General features: G+C 73.3%; 12 protein-coding genes and 3 pseudogenes. 7 read left to right on the forward strand and 8 right to left on the reverse strand.

Annotation, left to right across the window (positions count from 1 at the left end):
- Positions 1 to 51 precede the first annotated feature (51 nt).
- Positions 52 to 882 carry a DeoR/GlpR family DNA-binding transcription regulator gene (locus ACF1DX_RS16665; protein ID WP_391791893.1) on the forward strand — a complete coding sequence of 277 codons (831 nt, stop codon included), beginning with the start codon at positions 52 to 54 and terminating at the stop codon, positions 880 to 882.
- Positions 883 to 948: 66 nt separating this feature from the next.
- Positions 949 to 1,418, forward strand: a pseudogene (locus tag ACF1DX_RS16670) (SRPBCC family protein).
- Positions 1,419 to 1,421: 3 nt separating this feature from the next.
- Here the strand turns inward: ACF1DX_RS16670 and ACF1DX_RS16675 are convergent.
- Positions 1,422 to 2,546: a PLP-dependent cysteine synthase family protein gene (locus ACF1DX_RS16675; protein ID WP_391791894.1), complete on the reverse strand. Its 1,125-nt coding sequence runs from the start codon at positions 2,544 to 2,546 to the stop codon at positions 1,422 to 1,424.
- 332 nt (positions 2,547 to 2,878) lie between these two features.
- Here ACF1DX_RS16675 and ACF1DX_RS16680 point away from each other — a divergent pair, with 332 nt between their 5' ends.
- Both ACF1DX_RS16680 and ACF1DX_RS16685 read left to right on the forward strand, forming a co-directional pair.
- A complete protein-coding gene (locus tag ACF1DX_RS16680; RefSeq protein ID WP_030865918.1) occupies positions 2,879 to 3,202 on the forward strand; it encodes a hypothetical protein in 324 nt (107 codons plus the stop codon).
- A 183-nt stretch (positions 3,203 to 3,385) separates the two neighbouring features.
- On the forward strand, positions 3,386 to 3,931 hold the full coding sequence (locus tag ACF1DX_RS16685; RefSeq protein WP_391791895.1) for an ATP-binding protein: 546 nt from the start codon (positions 3,386 to 3,388) through the stop codon (positions 3,929 to 3,931).
- A 113-nt stretch (positions 3,932 to 4,044) separates the two neighbouring features.
- On the opposite strand, the gene ACF1DX_RS16690 is transcribed toward ACF1DX_RS16685, so the two are convergent.
- The 5 genes and pseudogenes from ACF1DX_RS16690 to ACF1DX_RS16710 all read right to left on the reverse strand — a co-directional run bounded on the left by ACF1DX_RS16690 (position 4,045) and on the right by ACF1DX_RS16710 (position 7,986).
- A complete protein-coding gene (locus ACF1DX_RS16690; RefSeq protein ID WP_391791896.1) occupies positions 4,045 to 4,332 on the reverse strand; it encodes an SHOCT domain-containing protein in 288 nt (95 codons plus the stop codon).
- A gap of 315 nt (positions 4,333 to 4,647) precedes the next feature.
- A complete protein-coding gene (locus ACF1DX_RS16695; protein WP_391791897.1) occupies positions 4,648 to 5,070 on the reverse strand; it encodes a PPOX class F420-dependent oxidoreductase in 423 nt (140 codons plus the stop codon).
- Between the two features lie 32 nt (positions 5,071 to 5,102).
- On the reverse strand, positions 5,103 to 5,993 hold the full coding sequence (locus ACF1DX_RS16700; protein WP_391791898.1) for an NAD(P)-dependent oxidoreductase: 891 nt from the start codon (positions 5,991 to 5,993) through the stop codon (positions 5,103 to 5,105).
- A gap of 28 nt (positions 5,994 to 6,021) precedes the next feature.
- Positions 6,022 to 7,263, reverse strand: coding sequence for an ROK family protein (locus ACF1DX_RS16705; RefSeq protein WP_391791899.1), 1,242 nt, complete (start codon positions 7,261 to 7,263; stop codon positions 6,022 to 6,024).
- A 37-nt stretch (positions 7,264 to 7,300) separates the two neighbouring features.
- Positions 7,301 to 7,986, reverse strand: a pseudogene (locus ACF1DX_RS16710) (alpha-ketoglutarate-dependent dioxygenase AlkB family protein).
- A 68-nt stretch (positions 7,987 to 8,054) separates the two neighbouring features.
- Here ACF1DX_RS16710 and ACF1DX_RS16715 point away from each other — a divergent pair.
- Positions 8,055 to 9,188: a methyltransferase gene (locus tag ACF1DX_RS16715; RefSeq protein WP_391791900.1), complete on the forward strand. Its 1,134-nt coding sequence runs from the start codon at positions 8,055 to 8,057 to the stop codon at positions 9,186 to 9,188.
- A 1-nt stretch (position 9,189) separates the two neighbouring features.
- Here ACF1DX_RS16715 and ACF1DX_RS16720 read toward each other — a convergent pair.
- Together ACF1DX_RS16720 and ACF1DX_RS16725 are read right to left on the reverse strand one after the other, a co-directional pair.
- Positions 9,190 to 10,055, reverse strand: a pseudogene (locus tag ACF1DX_RS16720) (ketose-bisphosphate aldolase).
- Between the two features lie 40 nt (positions 10,056 to 10,095).
- Positions 10,096 to 10,977, reverse strand: a complete 882-nt coding sequence (locus ACF1DX_RS16725; protein WP_391791901.1) for an SIS domain-containing protein — start codon at positions 10,975 to 10,977, stop codon at positions 10,096 to 10,098.
- A 138-nt stretch (positions 10,978 to 11,115) separates the two neighbouring features.
- Here ACF1DX_RS16725 and ACF1DX_RS16730 point away from each other — a divergent pair, with 138 nt between their 5' ends.
- Together ACF1DX_RS16730 and ACF1DX_RS16735 are read left to right on the forward strand one after the other, a co-directional pair.
- Positions 11,116 to 11,895 (forward strand): DeoR/GlpR family DNA-binding transcription regulator, encoded by a 780-nt coding sequence (locus ACF1DX_RS16730; protein ID WP_391791902.1) that lies wholly within the window; start codon positions 11,116 to 11,118, stop codon positions 11,893 to 11,895.
- Positions 11,896 to 11,960: 65 nt separating this feature from the next.
- Positions 11,961 to 13,796 (forward strand): glycoside hydrolase family 15 protein, encoded by a 1,836-nt coding sequence (locus ACF1DX_RS16735; protein ID WP_391791903.1) that lies wholly within the window; start codon positions 11,961 to 11,963, stop codon positions 13,794 to 13,796.
- Positions 13,797 to 13,806: the final 10 nt, after the last annotated feature.

The following is a 13,806-nucleotide window of genomic DNA, read 5'->3' on the forward strand; positions in this document are numbered from 1 at the left end:
AGAGGGTGCGGGGCGTGTCGGACGGTTTGCGGCGAAAGGACCGGAGCGTACGTGAGCGAGAATCAGAACCTGCTCGCGGAGCAGCGGCGCACCCTGATCCTCGACGAGGTCCGGCGCCGGGGCGGGGTCCGGGTCAACGAGCTGACCCGCAAGCTCGGCGTGTCGGACATGACGGTCCGCCGCGACCTGGACGCACTGGCCCGGCAGGGCGTGCTGGAGAAGGTGCACGGCGGCGCGGTCCCGGTGGTGGAGGCGAGCACGCACGAGCCCGGGTTCGAGGCCAAGTCGGGCCTGGAGCCGACCGCCAAGGAGGACATCGCGCGGGCGGCGGCCGAACTGGTCTCCCCCGGCGCGGCGATCGCGCTGTCGGGCGGTACGACGACCTTCGCGCTGGCGCACCGGCTGGTGGACGTCCCGGACCTCACGGTGGTCACCAACTCGGTACGGGTGGCCGATGTGTTCCACGCGGCGCAGCGCACGTCGGGGACCCGGCAGGGCGCGGCCACGGTCGTCCTGACCGGCGGGGTGCGCACGCCGTCCGACTCACTGGTGGGGCCGGTGGCCGACCAGGCGATCGCGGCGCTCCACTTCGACCTGCTGTTCCTCGGGGTGCACGGGATATCGGTGGAGGCGGGGCTGTCCACGCCGAACCTCGCGGAGGCGGAGACCAACCGGCGTCTGGTGCAGTCGGCCCGGCGGGTGGTCGTGGTCGCCGACCACACCAAGTGGGGCACGGTGGGGTTGAGTTCGTTCGCGTCCCTGGAGCAGGTCGACACCCTGGTGACGGATTCCGGGCTGCCCGCGGGGGCACGCGCGGAGGTGTCCGAGCATCTGCGGCGGCTGGTGGTGGCGGGCGAGCCGGAGGAGACCGCGGACCTCTGACGGGCCCGTCGTCCGCGGTGCGCCCGCATGCGGTCAAGTCCGGTGTATGTCAAGGAGGTTGTGTCCATGGCCCACCGTCTGCGCCCCGTGGGGCACGAGTTCGCGGCAACGGCACCCGTACGACTGGTCTTCGGGCGGGAGATCACCGCCGCACCGGAGCGGGTCCACCGTGCTCTCGCCGGGACGTGAGCGGCTGGACGGAATGGTTCGGGCCGGTCACGCCGGCCCGCCCCCTCGACGACGGGGCGGGGCGTGAGATCCGGCTCCGGGGCGGCGCCCGGTTCCGTGAGACGGTCCTGGTGGCCAGGGAGCCCGAGGTGTACGCCTATCGCGTCGACGTGACGAACACGCCGGGCGCCCGGGCCATGGCCGAGGAGTGGCTGCTCACCCCGGCCGGGTCGGGCACACGGGTCCGGTGGACCTTCGCAGCCGACGGCACGGCGGCCTTCCGGCTCGCGCTGAGGGCCGCGCGCCCGGGGCTGGGCCAGACCTTCCGCAACGCGCCGGCCGCTCTGGACCGCCGCCTGGCGGGGTAGCCGTCAGGCGGCCCAGACCCCGGTCCGCAGCAGGGAGTCGATCGCCGCCGTGTACGGCGCGATGTCCAGGCCCTGGCCGGACAGCCAGGCGTCCGAGTAGTACTTGTCCAGGTACCGGTCCCCCGGGTCGCACAGCAGCGTCACCACGCTTCCCCGCCGCCCGTCCGCCACCATCTCCGCGACGATCTTGAGCGCGCTCCACAGCCCGGTGCCGGTGGAGCCCCCCGCCTTGCGGCCGATGGCCCGCTCCAGGGCCCGCACCGCGGCGATGCCGGCCGCGTCGGGCACCTTCATCATCCGGTCGATCGCGCCGGGTACGAAGCTCGGCTCCATACGGGGCCGTCCGATGCCCTCGATCCGGGAGCCGCGGTCGCAGGCGACGCCCGGATCGCCGGTGGTCCAGCCCTGGAAGAAACACGAGTTCTCCGGGTCGGCGACACAGACGCGGGTGTCGTACTGCATGTAGTGGACGTAGCGCGCGAGGGTCGCCGAGGTGCCGCCGGTGCCGGCCGTGGCGACGATCCACGCGGGTTCCGGGAACCGCTCCAGCTCCAGCTGGCGGAAGATCGATTCGGCGATGTTGTTGTTGCCCCGCCAGTCGGTGGCCCGCTCGGCGTAGGTGAACTGGTCCATGTAGTGGCCGCCGGTCTCCGCCGCGAGGGCGGCGGACGCCTCGTACATGGTGCGGGGGTCGTCCACGAAGTGGCACCGACCGCCGTGGAACTCGATCAGGCGGCACTTCTCGGCACTCGTCGTGCGCGGCATGACGGCGATGAAGGGCACGCCGATCAGCTTCGCGAAGTACGCCTCCGACACGGCCGTGGAACCGCTGGACGCCTCGATCACCGGGCGGCCCGGACGGATCCAGCCGTTGCACAGCCCGTAGAGGAAGAGCGAGCGGGCCAGCCGGTGTTTGAGGCTGCCGGTGGGGTGGGTCGACTCGTCCTTCAGGTAGAGGTCGACGCCCCACCGCTCGGGCAGCGGAAAGCGCAGCAGATGGGTGTCGGCCGAGCGGTTGGCGTCGGCCTGCACCCTGCGCACGGCCTCTTTCAGCCAGGCCCGGTAGGCGGCGTCGCTGTGGTCGACGTCGAGGGTGGCACCGGTCAGGGTCTGTCGGGGAGTGCTCACGGCAGGGCTCCTTACGCTGAGCACCGACGGCGTACCGCGCTGCCGGTACCCCGATCATAAACACCATCCGCACCACCTCTCACCTGCATAAACACTCCTTTGAGCCGCTCAAAGGCGCCCTGGGGCGCGCAACGTGGCGACAGGGGGGCGCATTGGCGCGAGTGCACCCCGGGCCCCGGGGAACGGTGGCGCGCGCACTGGTGCTCGACGGCCGGTGCGGGCAGACTGCACCGGCGTGAGCAGGGCCCCGTACGGGGGCACACTGGAGCTGGGCAGGAGCCGGCCCGTGGAGCACGGTCCGGCACACCGACGCGCACAAGGGGGCGGGTGGCATGGCGGAGCCGGAGTTCACGGCCACGGGCGTGCGGATCGGCAAGCGGCTGCGTTCGCTCACCCGGGCCGGCCAGGTCCGGATCAGCGAGGGCCGGCTGGAGCTGCTCACCAGCTACGGCAGCGAGATCGACAGCGCGCCGGTGCAGGCGGTGCGGGCGTCCAGGCCCTGGTTCGCACCCGAGGACCGGGCGCTCGCGGACCTCAACGGCAACCGGTACTCGCTGACTCTGGGCGATCACGACCCCGCGCCGGGTGAACCCGGCCCGCCTGCCGCCAGCCGTTTCATCGAGGCCGTGCGCCGGGCGTCGGGGCGCGGCGCCTGAGATGTCCGTGACTTGCGTCACTTCGCCTCGTACGTCACGCTGGTCTCACGTCACTCTGGGTTTACCGGCGATAACGCTGCGAACCAGCCCGCCGGCCACGACAGCAGGCGGCAGTGTCACGCAGGCGCCCTGCTGGATCCGTCTTCCGTGTTCTTCCGGACCTCACGTCGGGGAGTCGCAGCCGTGATCACTCACCCAAGCAGGCACTGCGCGGTGGAGCTCCAAGCCCTGCCGTCGCGGATCGGCCAAGTCCGCAGAATCGTATCTGCGCAGTTGCGTTACTGGCATATGGACTCGTTGATAGACCGGGCATCGCTCGGTGTGACGGAGCTGTTGTCCAACGTCCACCGGCACGCCCGGCCCGACAAGACCTGCACCGTCGAGATCGAGCTGCTGCTCGACCGGCTCAAGGTGTCGGTGCACGACCACGACCCGCGCCTGCCGGTCATGGCGGACGCGAGCCCGCTCGCCACGTGCGGGCGCGGGCTGGCGATGATCGCCGCGATGAGCGAGAGCTGGGGCGCGGTGCCGGACGGCGAGTCCGGCAAGATCGTGTGGTTCACCCTGCCGACACCGTCCGCGCCCGCCGCGCCCGCATGGGACCGGCAACCGCGGATCACGGCCGACGAGCCCGCCGGCCACCGCTTCGCGGAGATCGCCCTCGTGGAACACACCACCGAGGACCACCACGCCGAACGGGCCCCCGCCCGCTCCGCCGTCCCCGGCTGACCGGCGCCGCACCCGCGGGCGATCGTGCCTCCTCCGGTGCCGTACAGGCCCGGGAGGCACCCCGCGCCCCGGGTCGCGCGCCCCGTCCCGCCCCGCGCCGGAGGTCGTGCCGGTCAACGTCCACCCCTCTCACCACGTCGGCCGAACTGCTCCTCCAGGACCGACGACCGGCGCCAGTACTCGTCCTCGTCGATCTCACCGGAGGCGAAGCGGTGGCCGAGCACCGCGAGGAGCGAGTTGTCCTCCGCCGTGAACCGTCCGGGGCCGGTACCACGGTGCCCGCGCCCCACCGTGCGGCGCAGCAGGGCGACACCGCCGCCGATGACCAGGGCCCAGATCAGGGGGAAGAACAGGATCCACGGGCCGGGCCCGCCGTCGCCGAAGTGCGCCAGGGTCTGCATGATCGTCCATCTCCTCGGATGCGCCGTCACGTCGCTACCTTGTGCGACGTCTTCCGAGCATCGCCCCGCGAGGGGAGCCGGGGCGTCGTACGGCCGGCGGCACTGTGCGTACCTCGCGGGGAGTACACGGACGGCCGCGTCCTGCCGAGGAGCACTCGGCTCCCGTGACCACCGGCACGCGCGGCGCCTCTGAGCGGTGGTGCGGGCACGCGCCCGAAGGGGGTCCTGGAGCGGTCGGGCGCGGGCCGGGGCAGCGTGCGTCACCCCCTTCGCGGGGAAGCCGGACCTCGTGGCCGTCCGGTCGGGCGGCGGTGGTCAGCCGCCCGCCTGGTCGCTGTCCTTCATCGCGCCCCAGCCGTGCCAGCGCTCGACCTCGAGCCAGCCGCTGACCCTCGTCCGCTCCCGGTCCGGGTACGGGTTGCCGGTGTAGTGGCGGGAGAGGCGGTCGATGTCGGCCAGGTCCTCGTCGTCGTAGAGCTCGGTCACCCGGCCGATCAGGGTGACGTGGGTGTACCAGCCGTCGCCGTCCAGGACCGTGAGGGTGACGCGGGGGTCGCGGCGGACGTGCTTCAGGCGGACCCGGCCCTCGTCGAAGTTGATCAGCGCGCGGCCGTCCTCCCACAGGTACCAGGTGGGGGTGGACACGGGCGCGCCGTCGGAGCGCAGCGTGGCCATGACGCAGGGGTTGGGCTTGCGCAGCAGTTCCTGCGCCTCGGGGGGAAGCGGGGGCTTGGACACCACGGACTCCTTCGTGTTCGCTGCTCGGCCGGTCAGGTGGCGGGATCGTCGTCGAAGCTGGCGTAGTAGGCGGCGGCCATGTCCTCGTCGCCGTGGCCCCGGGCGTCGGCCCGCTCGAACCGTTCGGCGCTCGCGGCGGCCACGTCCAGGCGGACGCCGTGCTGCTCGCCGGCCCGCACGATCAGTCTGGCGTCCTTCGCCGCGGTCGTCACGGCGAACTGGGCCGGGGTCAGCCGCCCGTCGAGGATCATCCCGGCCTTGGCGTGCAGGTAACCCATGTCGAGGGGGCCGCCGGCGATGAGGTCGAGGAAGCCGTCCGGTGCGACGTCGAGGGCCTTGGCCAGGGCGAGGGCCTCACCGGCGGCGGTGGTCGCGGCGAGCACCCAGCTGTTGGCGACCAGCTTCAGGCGGGTCGCGCCGGCCGTGGCGCCGTCCTCCCCGGTCCACACGGTGCGGGCGCCCACCGCGTCGAACACCGGGGTCACCCGGTCGCGGCCCTCGGCGGGGCCGGCGGCGAGCACGGTGAGCTGTCCGGCCTCGGCGGGCTGGCGGGTGCCGAGGACCGGGGCGTCGTAGAAGAGCAGGCCGTGCTCGCGGGCGAAGCCGGCCAGTTCGGCGACGCCCTCGACGCCCGCGGTGGTGGACTGCGCCCAGACGGTCCCGCGGCGCAGGGCGGGCGCGGCCTGACGCATCGTCTCCAGGGTGGCCGGGCCGTCGTACAGCATGGTCAGCACCACGTCGGCGGACTCGACCGCCTCGGCGGGGGTGCCGGCGATGTGCGCGCCGTCGGCGGCGAGCGGTTCGGCCTTGGCGCGGGTGCGGTTCCAGGCCCGTACGGTGTGCCCGGCGCGCAGGAGGCTGCGGGCCATCGCCGCGCCCATGATGCCGGTACCCAGGACGCTGACGGTGAGCTTCTCGGTCATGACTCCGCTTTCTGTCGGTCGGGCCGCCTTATCGCACCAGTGCCCCGAGAGGGTCGTCCAGCACCGGCTGCCAGGCCAGTTCCGCCGCGCCGACCAGGCTGTTGTGGTCCAGGGTGCAGGGGAGGATGGGGACGCCGCCACTGCGGCCCCACAGGCTGCGGTCGGCGACGACGGCGCGCAGCCGGTCCGGGTCGGCCTCCAGCAGGGTGCGGTGCAGTCCGCCGAGGATGATCCGGTCCGGGTTGAGGATGTTCACCAGTCCGGCCAGGCCCAGGCCGAGGCGGTCGATGAGGGACTCGGTGGCGGTGCGCACGTCCGGGTCGTCGTACTGGCCGCGGATCAGGTCCTCGGCCTGCTTCAGCAGGGAGAACTCGGGGCCCGGCGCACGGCCCGCCGCGGTGAGCAGGGCCAGCGGGTCCGCCTCGACGTCGAGGCAGCCCCGGCTGCCGCAGTGGCAGGGGCGGCCCTCGGGGTTGACGGCGAGGTGGCCGACCTCCAGGGCGAGGCCCGAACTGCCCGAGTGCAGGCGGCCGTCGAGCACCAGCGCGCCCCCCACCCCGCGGTGGCCGGTGGCCACGCACAGCAGGTCGCGGGAGCCGCGCCCGGCGCCGTGCCGGTGTTCGGCGAGGGCGGCGAGGTTGACGTCGTTGGCCGCGAAGGCGGGCCCGTCCAGGCCGGCCGCGCGCACCTGCTCGGCGAAGATCTCCCGCACCGGGGCGCCCGCGGGCCAGGCCAGGTGCAGGGGGTTGAGGGCGAGCCCTTCCGGTTCGGCCACCGCCGACGGCACGGCGAGCCCGGCGCCCACGCACCGCCGCCCCGTCTCCTCCAGCAGTCCGGCGCCGGCCGCGACGACGGAGCCGAGCACCTTCGCGGGGTCGGCGTCGACGACCTCGCAGCCGGGCGCCGTGGCGACGATACGGCCGCCCAGCCCGACCAGGGCCGCCCGGAAACCGTCGGCGTGCACCTGCGCGGCGAGCGCCACGGGCCCGTCCTCGGCGACCGAGAGCCGGTGCGAGGGACGTCCCTGTGAACCGGCCGCCGCGCCGGGCCGGGCGTCCACCCTGATCAGCCCGAGCGCCTCCAGTTCGGCGGCGACCGCGCCGGCCGTCGCGCGGGTCACGCCCAGCTCGACGGTGAGCACCGCGCGGGTCGGCGCGCGTCCGGTGTGCACGAGCTCCAGCGCGGGTCCGAGCGCGCCGCGCCCCCGGTCCAGCCGCGTCCTCGAGGTGGTCCCTTCCCCCGCCGGCCGGGGGTCCGCCTTCCCGCTCATGAACGCGAGTCTCCCATGATCCGCAACCGGAGACGGACTACAGACCACTGACCCGCAGCGTGAGGTTCAGTCTTCCGGCCAGTCCCAGCCCGGGCGGTGCCGTGCCCGCGCGCACCCGGGGAACGCCGTGGTACGCGAGCCTGGAGGGTCCGCCGAAGACGAACAGGTCGCCGCTGCGCGGCTCCACGTCCGTCCAGGGGCGGGTCCGGGTCGCCGTGTTGCCGAAGCGGAAGACACAGGTGTCGCCGAGGCTCAGCGACACCACGGGCGCGTCCGCCTTCTCGTCGCTGTCGCGGTGCATGCCCATGCGGGCGTCGCCGTCGTAGAAGTTGACGAGCGCGATGTCGTACGCGGCACCGCGCGCGGCGTCCGCGCCCAGCGCGTCGGTCACCGCACGGCGGCCCAGTTCGCCGAGCCGGCCGGGGAAGGGTTTCACCGGGGCGCCGTCACCGTCGACGACGGTGCGGGCGTAGCCGTACGGGTACCAGTGCCACCCGAGGCACACCTGCCGGGCGGTCATGGTGCCGCCGCCGGGCGTGCGGACGGTGCGCAGTCCGGCGGGCGGGCGGGCCCTCCCCCAGTCTCGGCTTCGCTCGACCGGGGGGACCCCCACCGGCACGCTTCCAGCAGCTCGTGCTGCGCCCGCGCGTCCAGCCAGTCCGGTACGTGCACCGCGCCGGGCGCGATCTCGCTCCGTGCCCGGGGGAACAGCTCGGTGTCCATGCCTCCCATCCTGCCGGACGCGGCCTGAGCTGCGGCTGGGCTAGCCTGGTCGGACGATGAACGACCGTATGACGACCGCGTGGGGCGAGCCGGTGCTGGCCAGGTTCCCCGAGGACCCGAGGGACAGGCTGCGGGCCTGGGACGCGTCCGACGAATATCTCCTCAGGCATCTCGCCGACCGGCGGGTCCCGCTGTCCGGCGCGGTCGTGGTCGTCGGCGACCGCTGGGGCGCGCTGGTGACGGCGCTCGCCGCGCACCGGCCGACGCAGATCACCGACTCCTGGCTCGGGCAGGAGGCGACCCGCGCGAACCTGGCCCGCAACGGCGTCGAGCCGGGCGCGGTACGGCTGCTCACCACGCAGGATCCCCCGCCGGCCCGGATCGACGTCCTGCTCGTCCGCGTGCCGAAGAGCCTGGCGCTGCTGGAGGACCAGTTGCTGCGGCTGGCGCCGGCGGTGCACGAGGGCACGGTCGTCGTCGGCACCGGCATGGTGAAGGAGATCCACACCTCGACGCTGGACCTCTTCGAGCGGATCCTCGGCCCGACCAGGACCTCGCTCGCCGAGAAGAAGGCCCGGCTGATCCTCTGCACGCCCGACCCCGCGCGGGAGCGCCCCGCGAACCCCTGGCCGTACCGCTACACGCTGCCCGACGGCATCGGCCCGGTGTCGGGCGCGACGGTCGTCAACCACGCCGGCGTCTTCTGCGCCGACCGCCTCGACATCGGCACCCGCTTCTTCCTGAAGCACCTGCCCGCCGGCAAGGACGGCGGACGGGTGGTGGACCTGGGCTGCGGCAACGGCGTCGTCGGTACGGCGATGGCGCTGGCCGATCCGCGCGCCGAGGTGCTGTTCGTGGACGAGTCGTTCCAGGCGGTGGCGTCCGCGCAGGCCACGTACCGGGAGAACGACGTGCCCGGACACGCCGAGTTCCGGGTCGGCGACGGCCTGTCGGGCATACCGGCCGGCAGCGTCGACCTGGTCCTGAACAACCCGCCCTTCCACTCCCATCAGGCGACCACCGACGCCACGGCCTGGCGCATGTTCACCGGCGCCCGGCGCACCCTGCGCCGGGGCGGCGAACTGTGGGTGATCGGCAACCGTCACCTGGGGTACCACGTGAAGCTGCGACGGCTGTTCGGCAACAGTGAAGTGGTGGCGTCGGACCCGAAGTTCGTGGTTCTGAGGGCCGTGAAGCGCTGACTCAGGACGGCGCCGGGACCGCGCCCAGCGCCTCGATGATCCCCGTCACCGTCCGCGCCATCGCCTCCCGGCCCGCCGTGAGGTAACCGCGGGAGTCGACCGCCCCGGGGTGGGCGGTGAGGAACTCCCTGATCGCGCCGGTCATGGCGATGTTCAGGGCCGTTCCCACGTTGACCTTGGCGATGCCGCCCGTGACCGCCGCGGCGAGTTCGTCGTCCGGGAGGCCGGAGGAGCCGTGCAGGACGAGGGGGACGTCCAGGGTGGCGGCCAGCCGTCCGAGGAGGGCGTGGTCGAGGGCGGCGGTGCGGGTGGTCATGGCGTGGGTGGTGCCGATGGCGACGGCCAGCGCGTCCACGCCGGAGTCGGTGACGAAGGCGCGGGCCCGGTCGGGGTCGGTACGGGCGCCGGGCGCGTGGGCGTCCGGCGCGGGCCGGCCGTCCTTGCCGCCGATCTCGCCCAGCTCGGCCTCGATCCAGAGCCCTTGGCCGTGGGCCCAGTCGACGGCGGCCCGGGTCGCGGCGAGGTTGTCGGCGTAGGGCAGTCGGGCCGCGTCGTACATCACGGAGCCGAATCCGGCGTCCGGGGCCTGGCGCAGCAGGGTGTCGCTCTGTACGTGGTCGAGGTGCAGGGCGACGGGGACGGCGGCGTGTTCGGCGGCGGCGACGGCGGCGCGGGCGAGCGGGAGCAGCCGGCCGTGGCGGAACCTCACGGCGTTCTCGCTGATCTGGAGGACGACGGGGCGTTCGCCGACTCGGCGCCGGCGATGACGGCCTCGACGTGTTCGAGGGTGATGATGTTGAACGAGGCGACCGCCGAGCGGTGGGCGGCGGCGCGGGTGACGAGCTCGCCGGTGGTGGTGAGGGGCACGGTCCGTCCTTTCCTGCGGGGTCGTGTCCTTTCCGGCGGGTCAGGGTGCGAGGACGACCGAGCGGGTGAGGTGGCGGGGCCGGTCGGGGTCCAGGCCGCGAGCCGCGGCGACGGCGACCGCGAGCCGCTGGACGCGGACGAGTTCGGCGAGCGGGTCGAGGGTGCCCTCGATCCACAGCCCGCCGGTGTCCCGCACCTGCCGGGCCAGCCCCTCAGGGGCGTCGCCGAGCATCCAGGTCGCGGTGGTGGAGGTGGTGATGCTGATGGGTCCGTGCCGGTATTCCATCGCCGGGTAGGCCTCCGTCCAGGCGAGGGCCGCCTCGCGCATCTTCAGTGCGGCCTCGTTGGCCAGGCCGACGCTCCAGCCGCGGCCGAGGAAGGTGAACTGGGCGCGGTCCACGAGCCCTTCGGGCAGCAGGTCGGCCAGCGCCGTGCGCCCGTCCTCGACGACCGTGTCGGTGTGCAGGCCCAGATGGGCGCGGAGCAGGGTGAGGGCCGTGGTGGCGAACCGGGTCTGGACGACGGAGCGTTCGTCCGCGTGGTCGAGGACCACCGTCTCGTCGGCGAGTGACATCACGGGGGTGGACGGGTCGGCGGTGACCGCGGTGGTGCGGGTGCCGCCCTTCAGCCGGCCCAGCAGGCCGAGGACTTCGGTGGTGGTGCCGGAGCGGGTGAGGGCGACGACACGGTCGTAGGCCCGGTGGTGCGGGAACTCCGAGGCGGCGAAGGCGTCGGTCTCGCCCTGGCCCGCGCCCTCGCGCAGGGCCGCGACCGCCTGCGCCATGAAGTACGACGTCCCGCAGCCGACCACCGCGACCCGCTCCCCCGCCGCCGGAAGCACCGGGGCGTGGGACGGGGCCTGCGCGGCGGCGCGGCTCCAGCACTCGGGCTGACTGTTCAGTTCGTCCTCGACATGGGTCATGCCGCACCCCCGAAGGCTCGATGCTCGTTCTTGCAACATTGAGTGAGGTTTCGAGCAAAATCAAGCATCAGGTCGAAGGCCGGGTGCGTTAGGGTCGCCGGAGACCGAAGGAGGCCGGGGGAGACGACGGGAGGGCGGATGTCTCGGGACGCCCGCTGGAAGACGCTGCTGGAGCTGCTCGTCGAGCGCGGCCGGCTGGACGTCGAGGAGGCGGCCGGCGAGCTGGCGGTGTCGGCCGCGACGATCCGGCGCGACTTCGACCGGCTCGCCGAGCAGCAGATGCTGGTGCGCACCCGTGGCGGCGCGGTGGTGCACGGGGTGTCGTACGAGCTGCCGCTGCGTTACAAGACCGCGCGGCACGCCTCCGAGAAGCAGCGCGTCGCGAAGGCGGTGGCGGATCTCGTCGCACCGGGCGAGGCGGTCGGGCTGACCGGCGGTACGACCACCACGGAGGTGGCGCGGGCGCTGGCCGTACGCGGGGACCTCGCCTCGGGCTCGCCCGCGCTGACCGTGGTGACGAACGCGCTGAACATCGCCAACGAGCTGGCCGTGCGCCCCCAGTTCAAGATCGTGCTGACCGGCGGGGTGGCGCGGGCCCAGTCGTACGAGCTGGTCGGGCCGCTCGCGGAGGGGGTGCTGGGGCAGATCACCCTCGATGTGGCGGTGCTGGGTGTCGTCGCCTTCGACACCGTGCACGGGGCGGCGGCCCACGACGAGGCGGAGGCGGCGGTCAACCGGCTGCTGTGCGAGCGGGCCGAGCGGGTGATCGTGGCCGCCGACTCCAGCAAACTGGGCCGGCGGGCGTTCGCCCGGATCTGCGCCGCCGGGCAGGTGGACACCCTGGTCACGGACACGGGCGCGGACCCGGAGGCGGTGGGCCGCTTCGAGGAGGCGGGACTGCGGGTCGTGCTGGCCTGAGCCGGTCCGGCCGAAGCTGCCTAAGCTGGCACATGAGCACGGCGTGCCGGCCCAGGGAGGCTGCGATGAACGCGATGGCCAGGGAACAGGACGGGTCCGGGGCGCGCCGGTACGTGCCGATCGCCGACCACGGGCTGATCGGCGATCTGCGCAGTGTGGCGCTGGTGGGGACCGACGGCACCATCGACTGGTACTGCTGCCCGTCCTTCGACGCGCCGAGCGTGTTCGGGGCGATCCTGGACACCGAGCGGGGCGGCTGCTTCGAGCTGGCGGCGGCCGTGCCGGCCCGCACCAAGCAGTTCTACTTCCCCGACACCAACGTCCTGATCACCCGGTTCTTCACCGAGGACGGGGTCGGTGAGGTGCAGGACTTCATGCCGGTCGGCGGCACGCCGGCCGACGAGGCCCGGCACCGGCTGATCCGGCGGGTGCTGTGCGTACGCGGCTCCGTGCCGTTCCGGACGCTGGTGGCGCCGCGGTTCGGTTACGGCTCCCGCCCGCACACCGTGCGGCCGGCCGGCGGCATCGCGGTCTTCGATTCCGGGGAACTGTCCCTGGCGCTCACCGCGACCGTCCCGATGGAGACCGACGGGCCGGACGTACGGGCCGAGTTCAAGCTGACCGAGGGGGAGACGGCGGTGTTCGCCCTGGACCAGGTCGGTCCGGAGGCGACTGTGGACCGCTGTGAGTGCGGGGAGGCGGAGCGGCAGTTCGCCGCGACGGTGGCGTACTGGAGGCGGTGGCTGTCCTCCTCGCGTTACCGGGGCCGCTGGCGGGAGATGGTGCACCGCTCCGCCCTCACCCTGAAGCTGCTCACCTACGCGCCGACCGGGGCGATCGTGGCGGCGCCGACGACCAGCCTGCCCGAGGAACTCGGCGGGGAACGCAACTGGGACTACCGGTACGTGTGGGTGCGCGACGCGGCGTTCTGCGTGTACGCGCTGCTGCGGCTGGGCTTCACCGAGGAGGCCGAGGCGTTCATGGGGTTCGTCTCCCGGCACATCAGTCCGGGCGACCGCAAGGCCTGCGGTCCGCTGCAGATCATGTACGGCATCGACGGCCGCACCGACCTCCCCGAGCGTGAGCTCGGCCATCTGGAGGGCCACCACGGCTCGGCACCGGTCCGCGTCGGCAACGCGGCGGCCGACCAGCTCCAACTGGACGTCTACGGGGCGCTGATCGACTCCATCTACCTCTACGACAAGTGGGCCGAGCCCGTCTCCAGCGAGCAGTGGGACCATGTGACGGCGCTGGTGGACTGGGTGTGCGCGCACTGGGACCAGCCCGACGAGGGCATCTGGGAGACGCGCGGCGGGCGGAAGAACTTCCTGTACTCGCGCCTGATGTGCTGGGTGGCGATCGAGCGCGCCGTCCGGATGGCCAACCGGCGGGGCCTGCCCGCCGATCTCCCCCGCTGGCAGTCGAGCCGGGACGCCATCTACCGGCGGATCATGGACCGCGGCTGGTCGGCGTCGCGCCGGGCCTTCGTGCAGCACGAGGACGGGGAGGTGCTGGACGCGGCGGTGCTGATGATGCCGCTGTCGAAGTTCATCGCGCCGACCGACCCGAAGTGGCTGTCGACGCTCGACTCCCTCACCGAGGACCTGGTGTCCGACTCGCTGGTCTACCGTTACGACCCGCTGGTGAGCCCCGACGGACTGCACGGCGAGGAGGGCACGTTCTCCATCTGTTCGTTCTGGTACGTCGAGGCGCTGACCCGTGCCGGGCGGCTCGACGAGGCGTCCCTCGCCTTCGAGAAGATGCTGACCTACGGCAACCATCTCGGCCTGTACGCCGAGGAGATCGGCCACACCGGGGAGCAACAGGGCAACTTCCCGCAGGCGTTCACCCACCTCGCCCTGATCAGCGCCGCGTTCAACCTGGACCGGGCCCTGGGCTGAGGTGCCGCGG

Origin of the sequence: Streptomyces sp. NPDC014676 (assembly GCF_043084105.1) — a bacterium.
In the GTDB taxonomy this organism is placed as follows: Bacteria; Actinomycetota; Actinomycetes; order Streptomycetales; family Streptomycetaceae; genus Streptomyces.

Bases quoted from the DNA above. Each gene is read 5' to 3' on its own strand.
- ACF1DX_RS16690 (WP_391791896.1), bottom strand. From the start codon at position 4,332: ATGCAGACCCTGGCGCACTTCGGCGACGGCGGGCCCGGCCCGTGGATC.
- ACF1DX_RS16715 (WP_391791900.1), top strand. From the start codon at position 8,055: ATGACGACCGCGTGGGGCGAGCCGGTGCTGGCCAGGTTCCCCGAGGAC.
- ACF1DX_RS16730 (WP_391791902.1), top strand. From the start codon at position 11,116: ATGTCTCGGGACGCCCGCTGGAAGACGCTGCTGGAGCTGCTCGTCGAG.
- ACF1DX_RS16680 (WP_030865918.1), top strand. From the start codon at position 2,879: ATGGCGGAGCCGGAGTTCACGGCCACGGGCGTGCGGATCGGCAAGCGG.
- ACF1DX_RS16725 (WP_391791901.1), bottom strand. From the start codon at position 10,977: ATGACCCATGTCGAGGACGAACTGAACAGTCAGCCCGAGTGCTGGAGC.
- ACF1DX_RS16735 (WP_391791903.1), top strand. From the start codon at position 11,961: ATGAACGCGATGGCCAGGGAACAGGACGGGTCCGGGGCGCGCCGGTAC.
- ACF1DX_RS16700 (WP_391791898.1), bottom strand. From the start codon at position 5,993: ATGACCGAGAAGCTCACCGTCAGCGTCCTGGGTACCGGCATCATGGGC.
- ACF1DX_RS16705 (WP_391791899.1), bottom strand. From the start codon at position 7,263: ATGAGCGGGAAGGCGGACCCCCGGCCGGCGGGGGAAGGGACCACCTCG.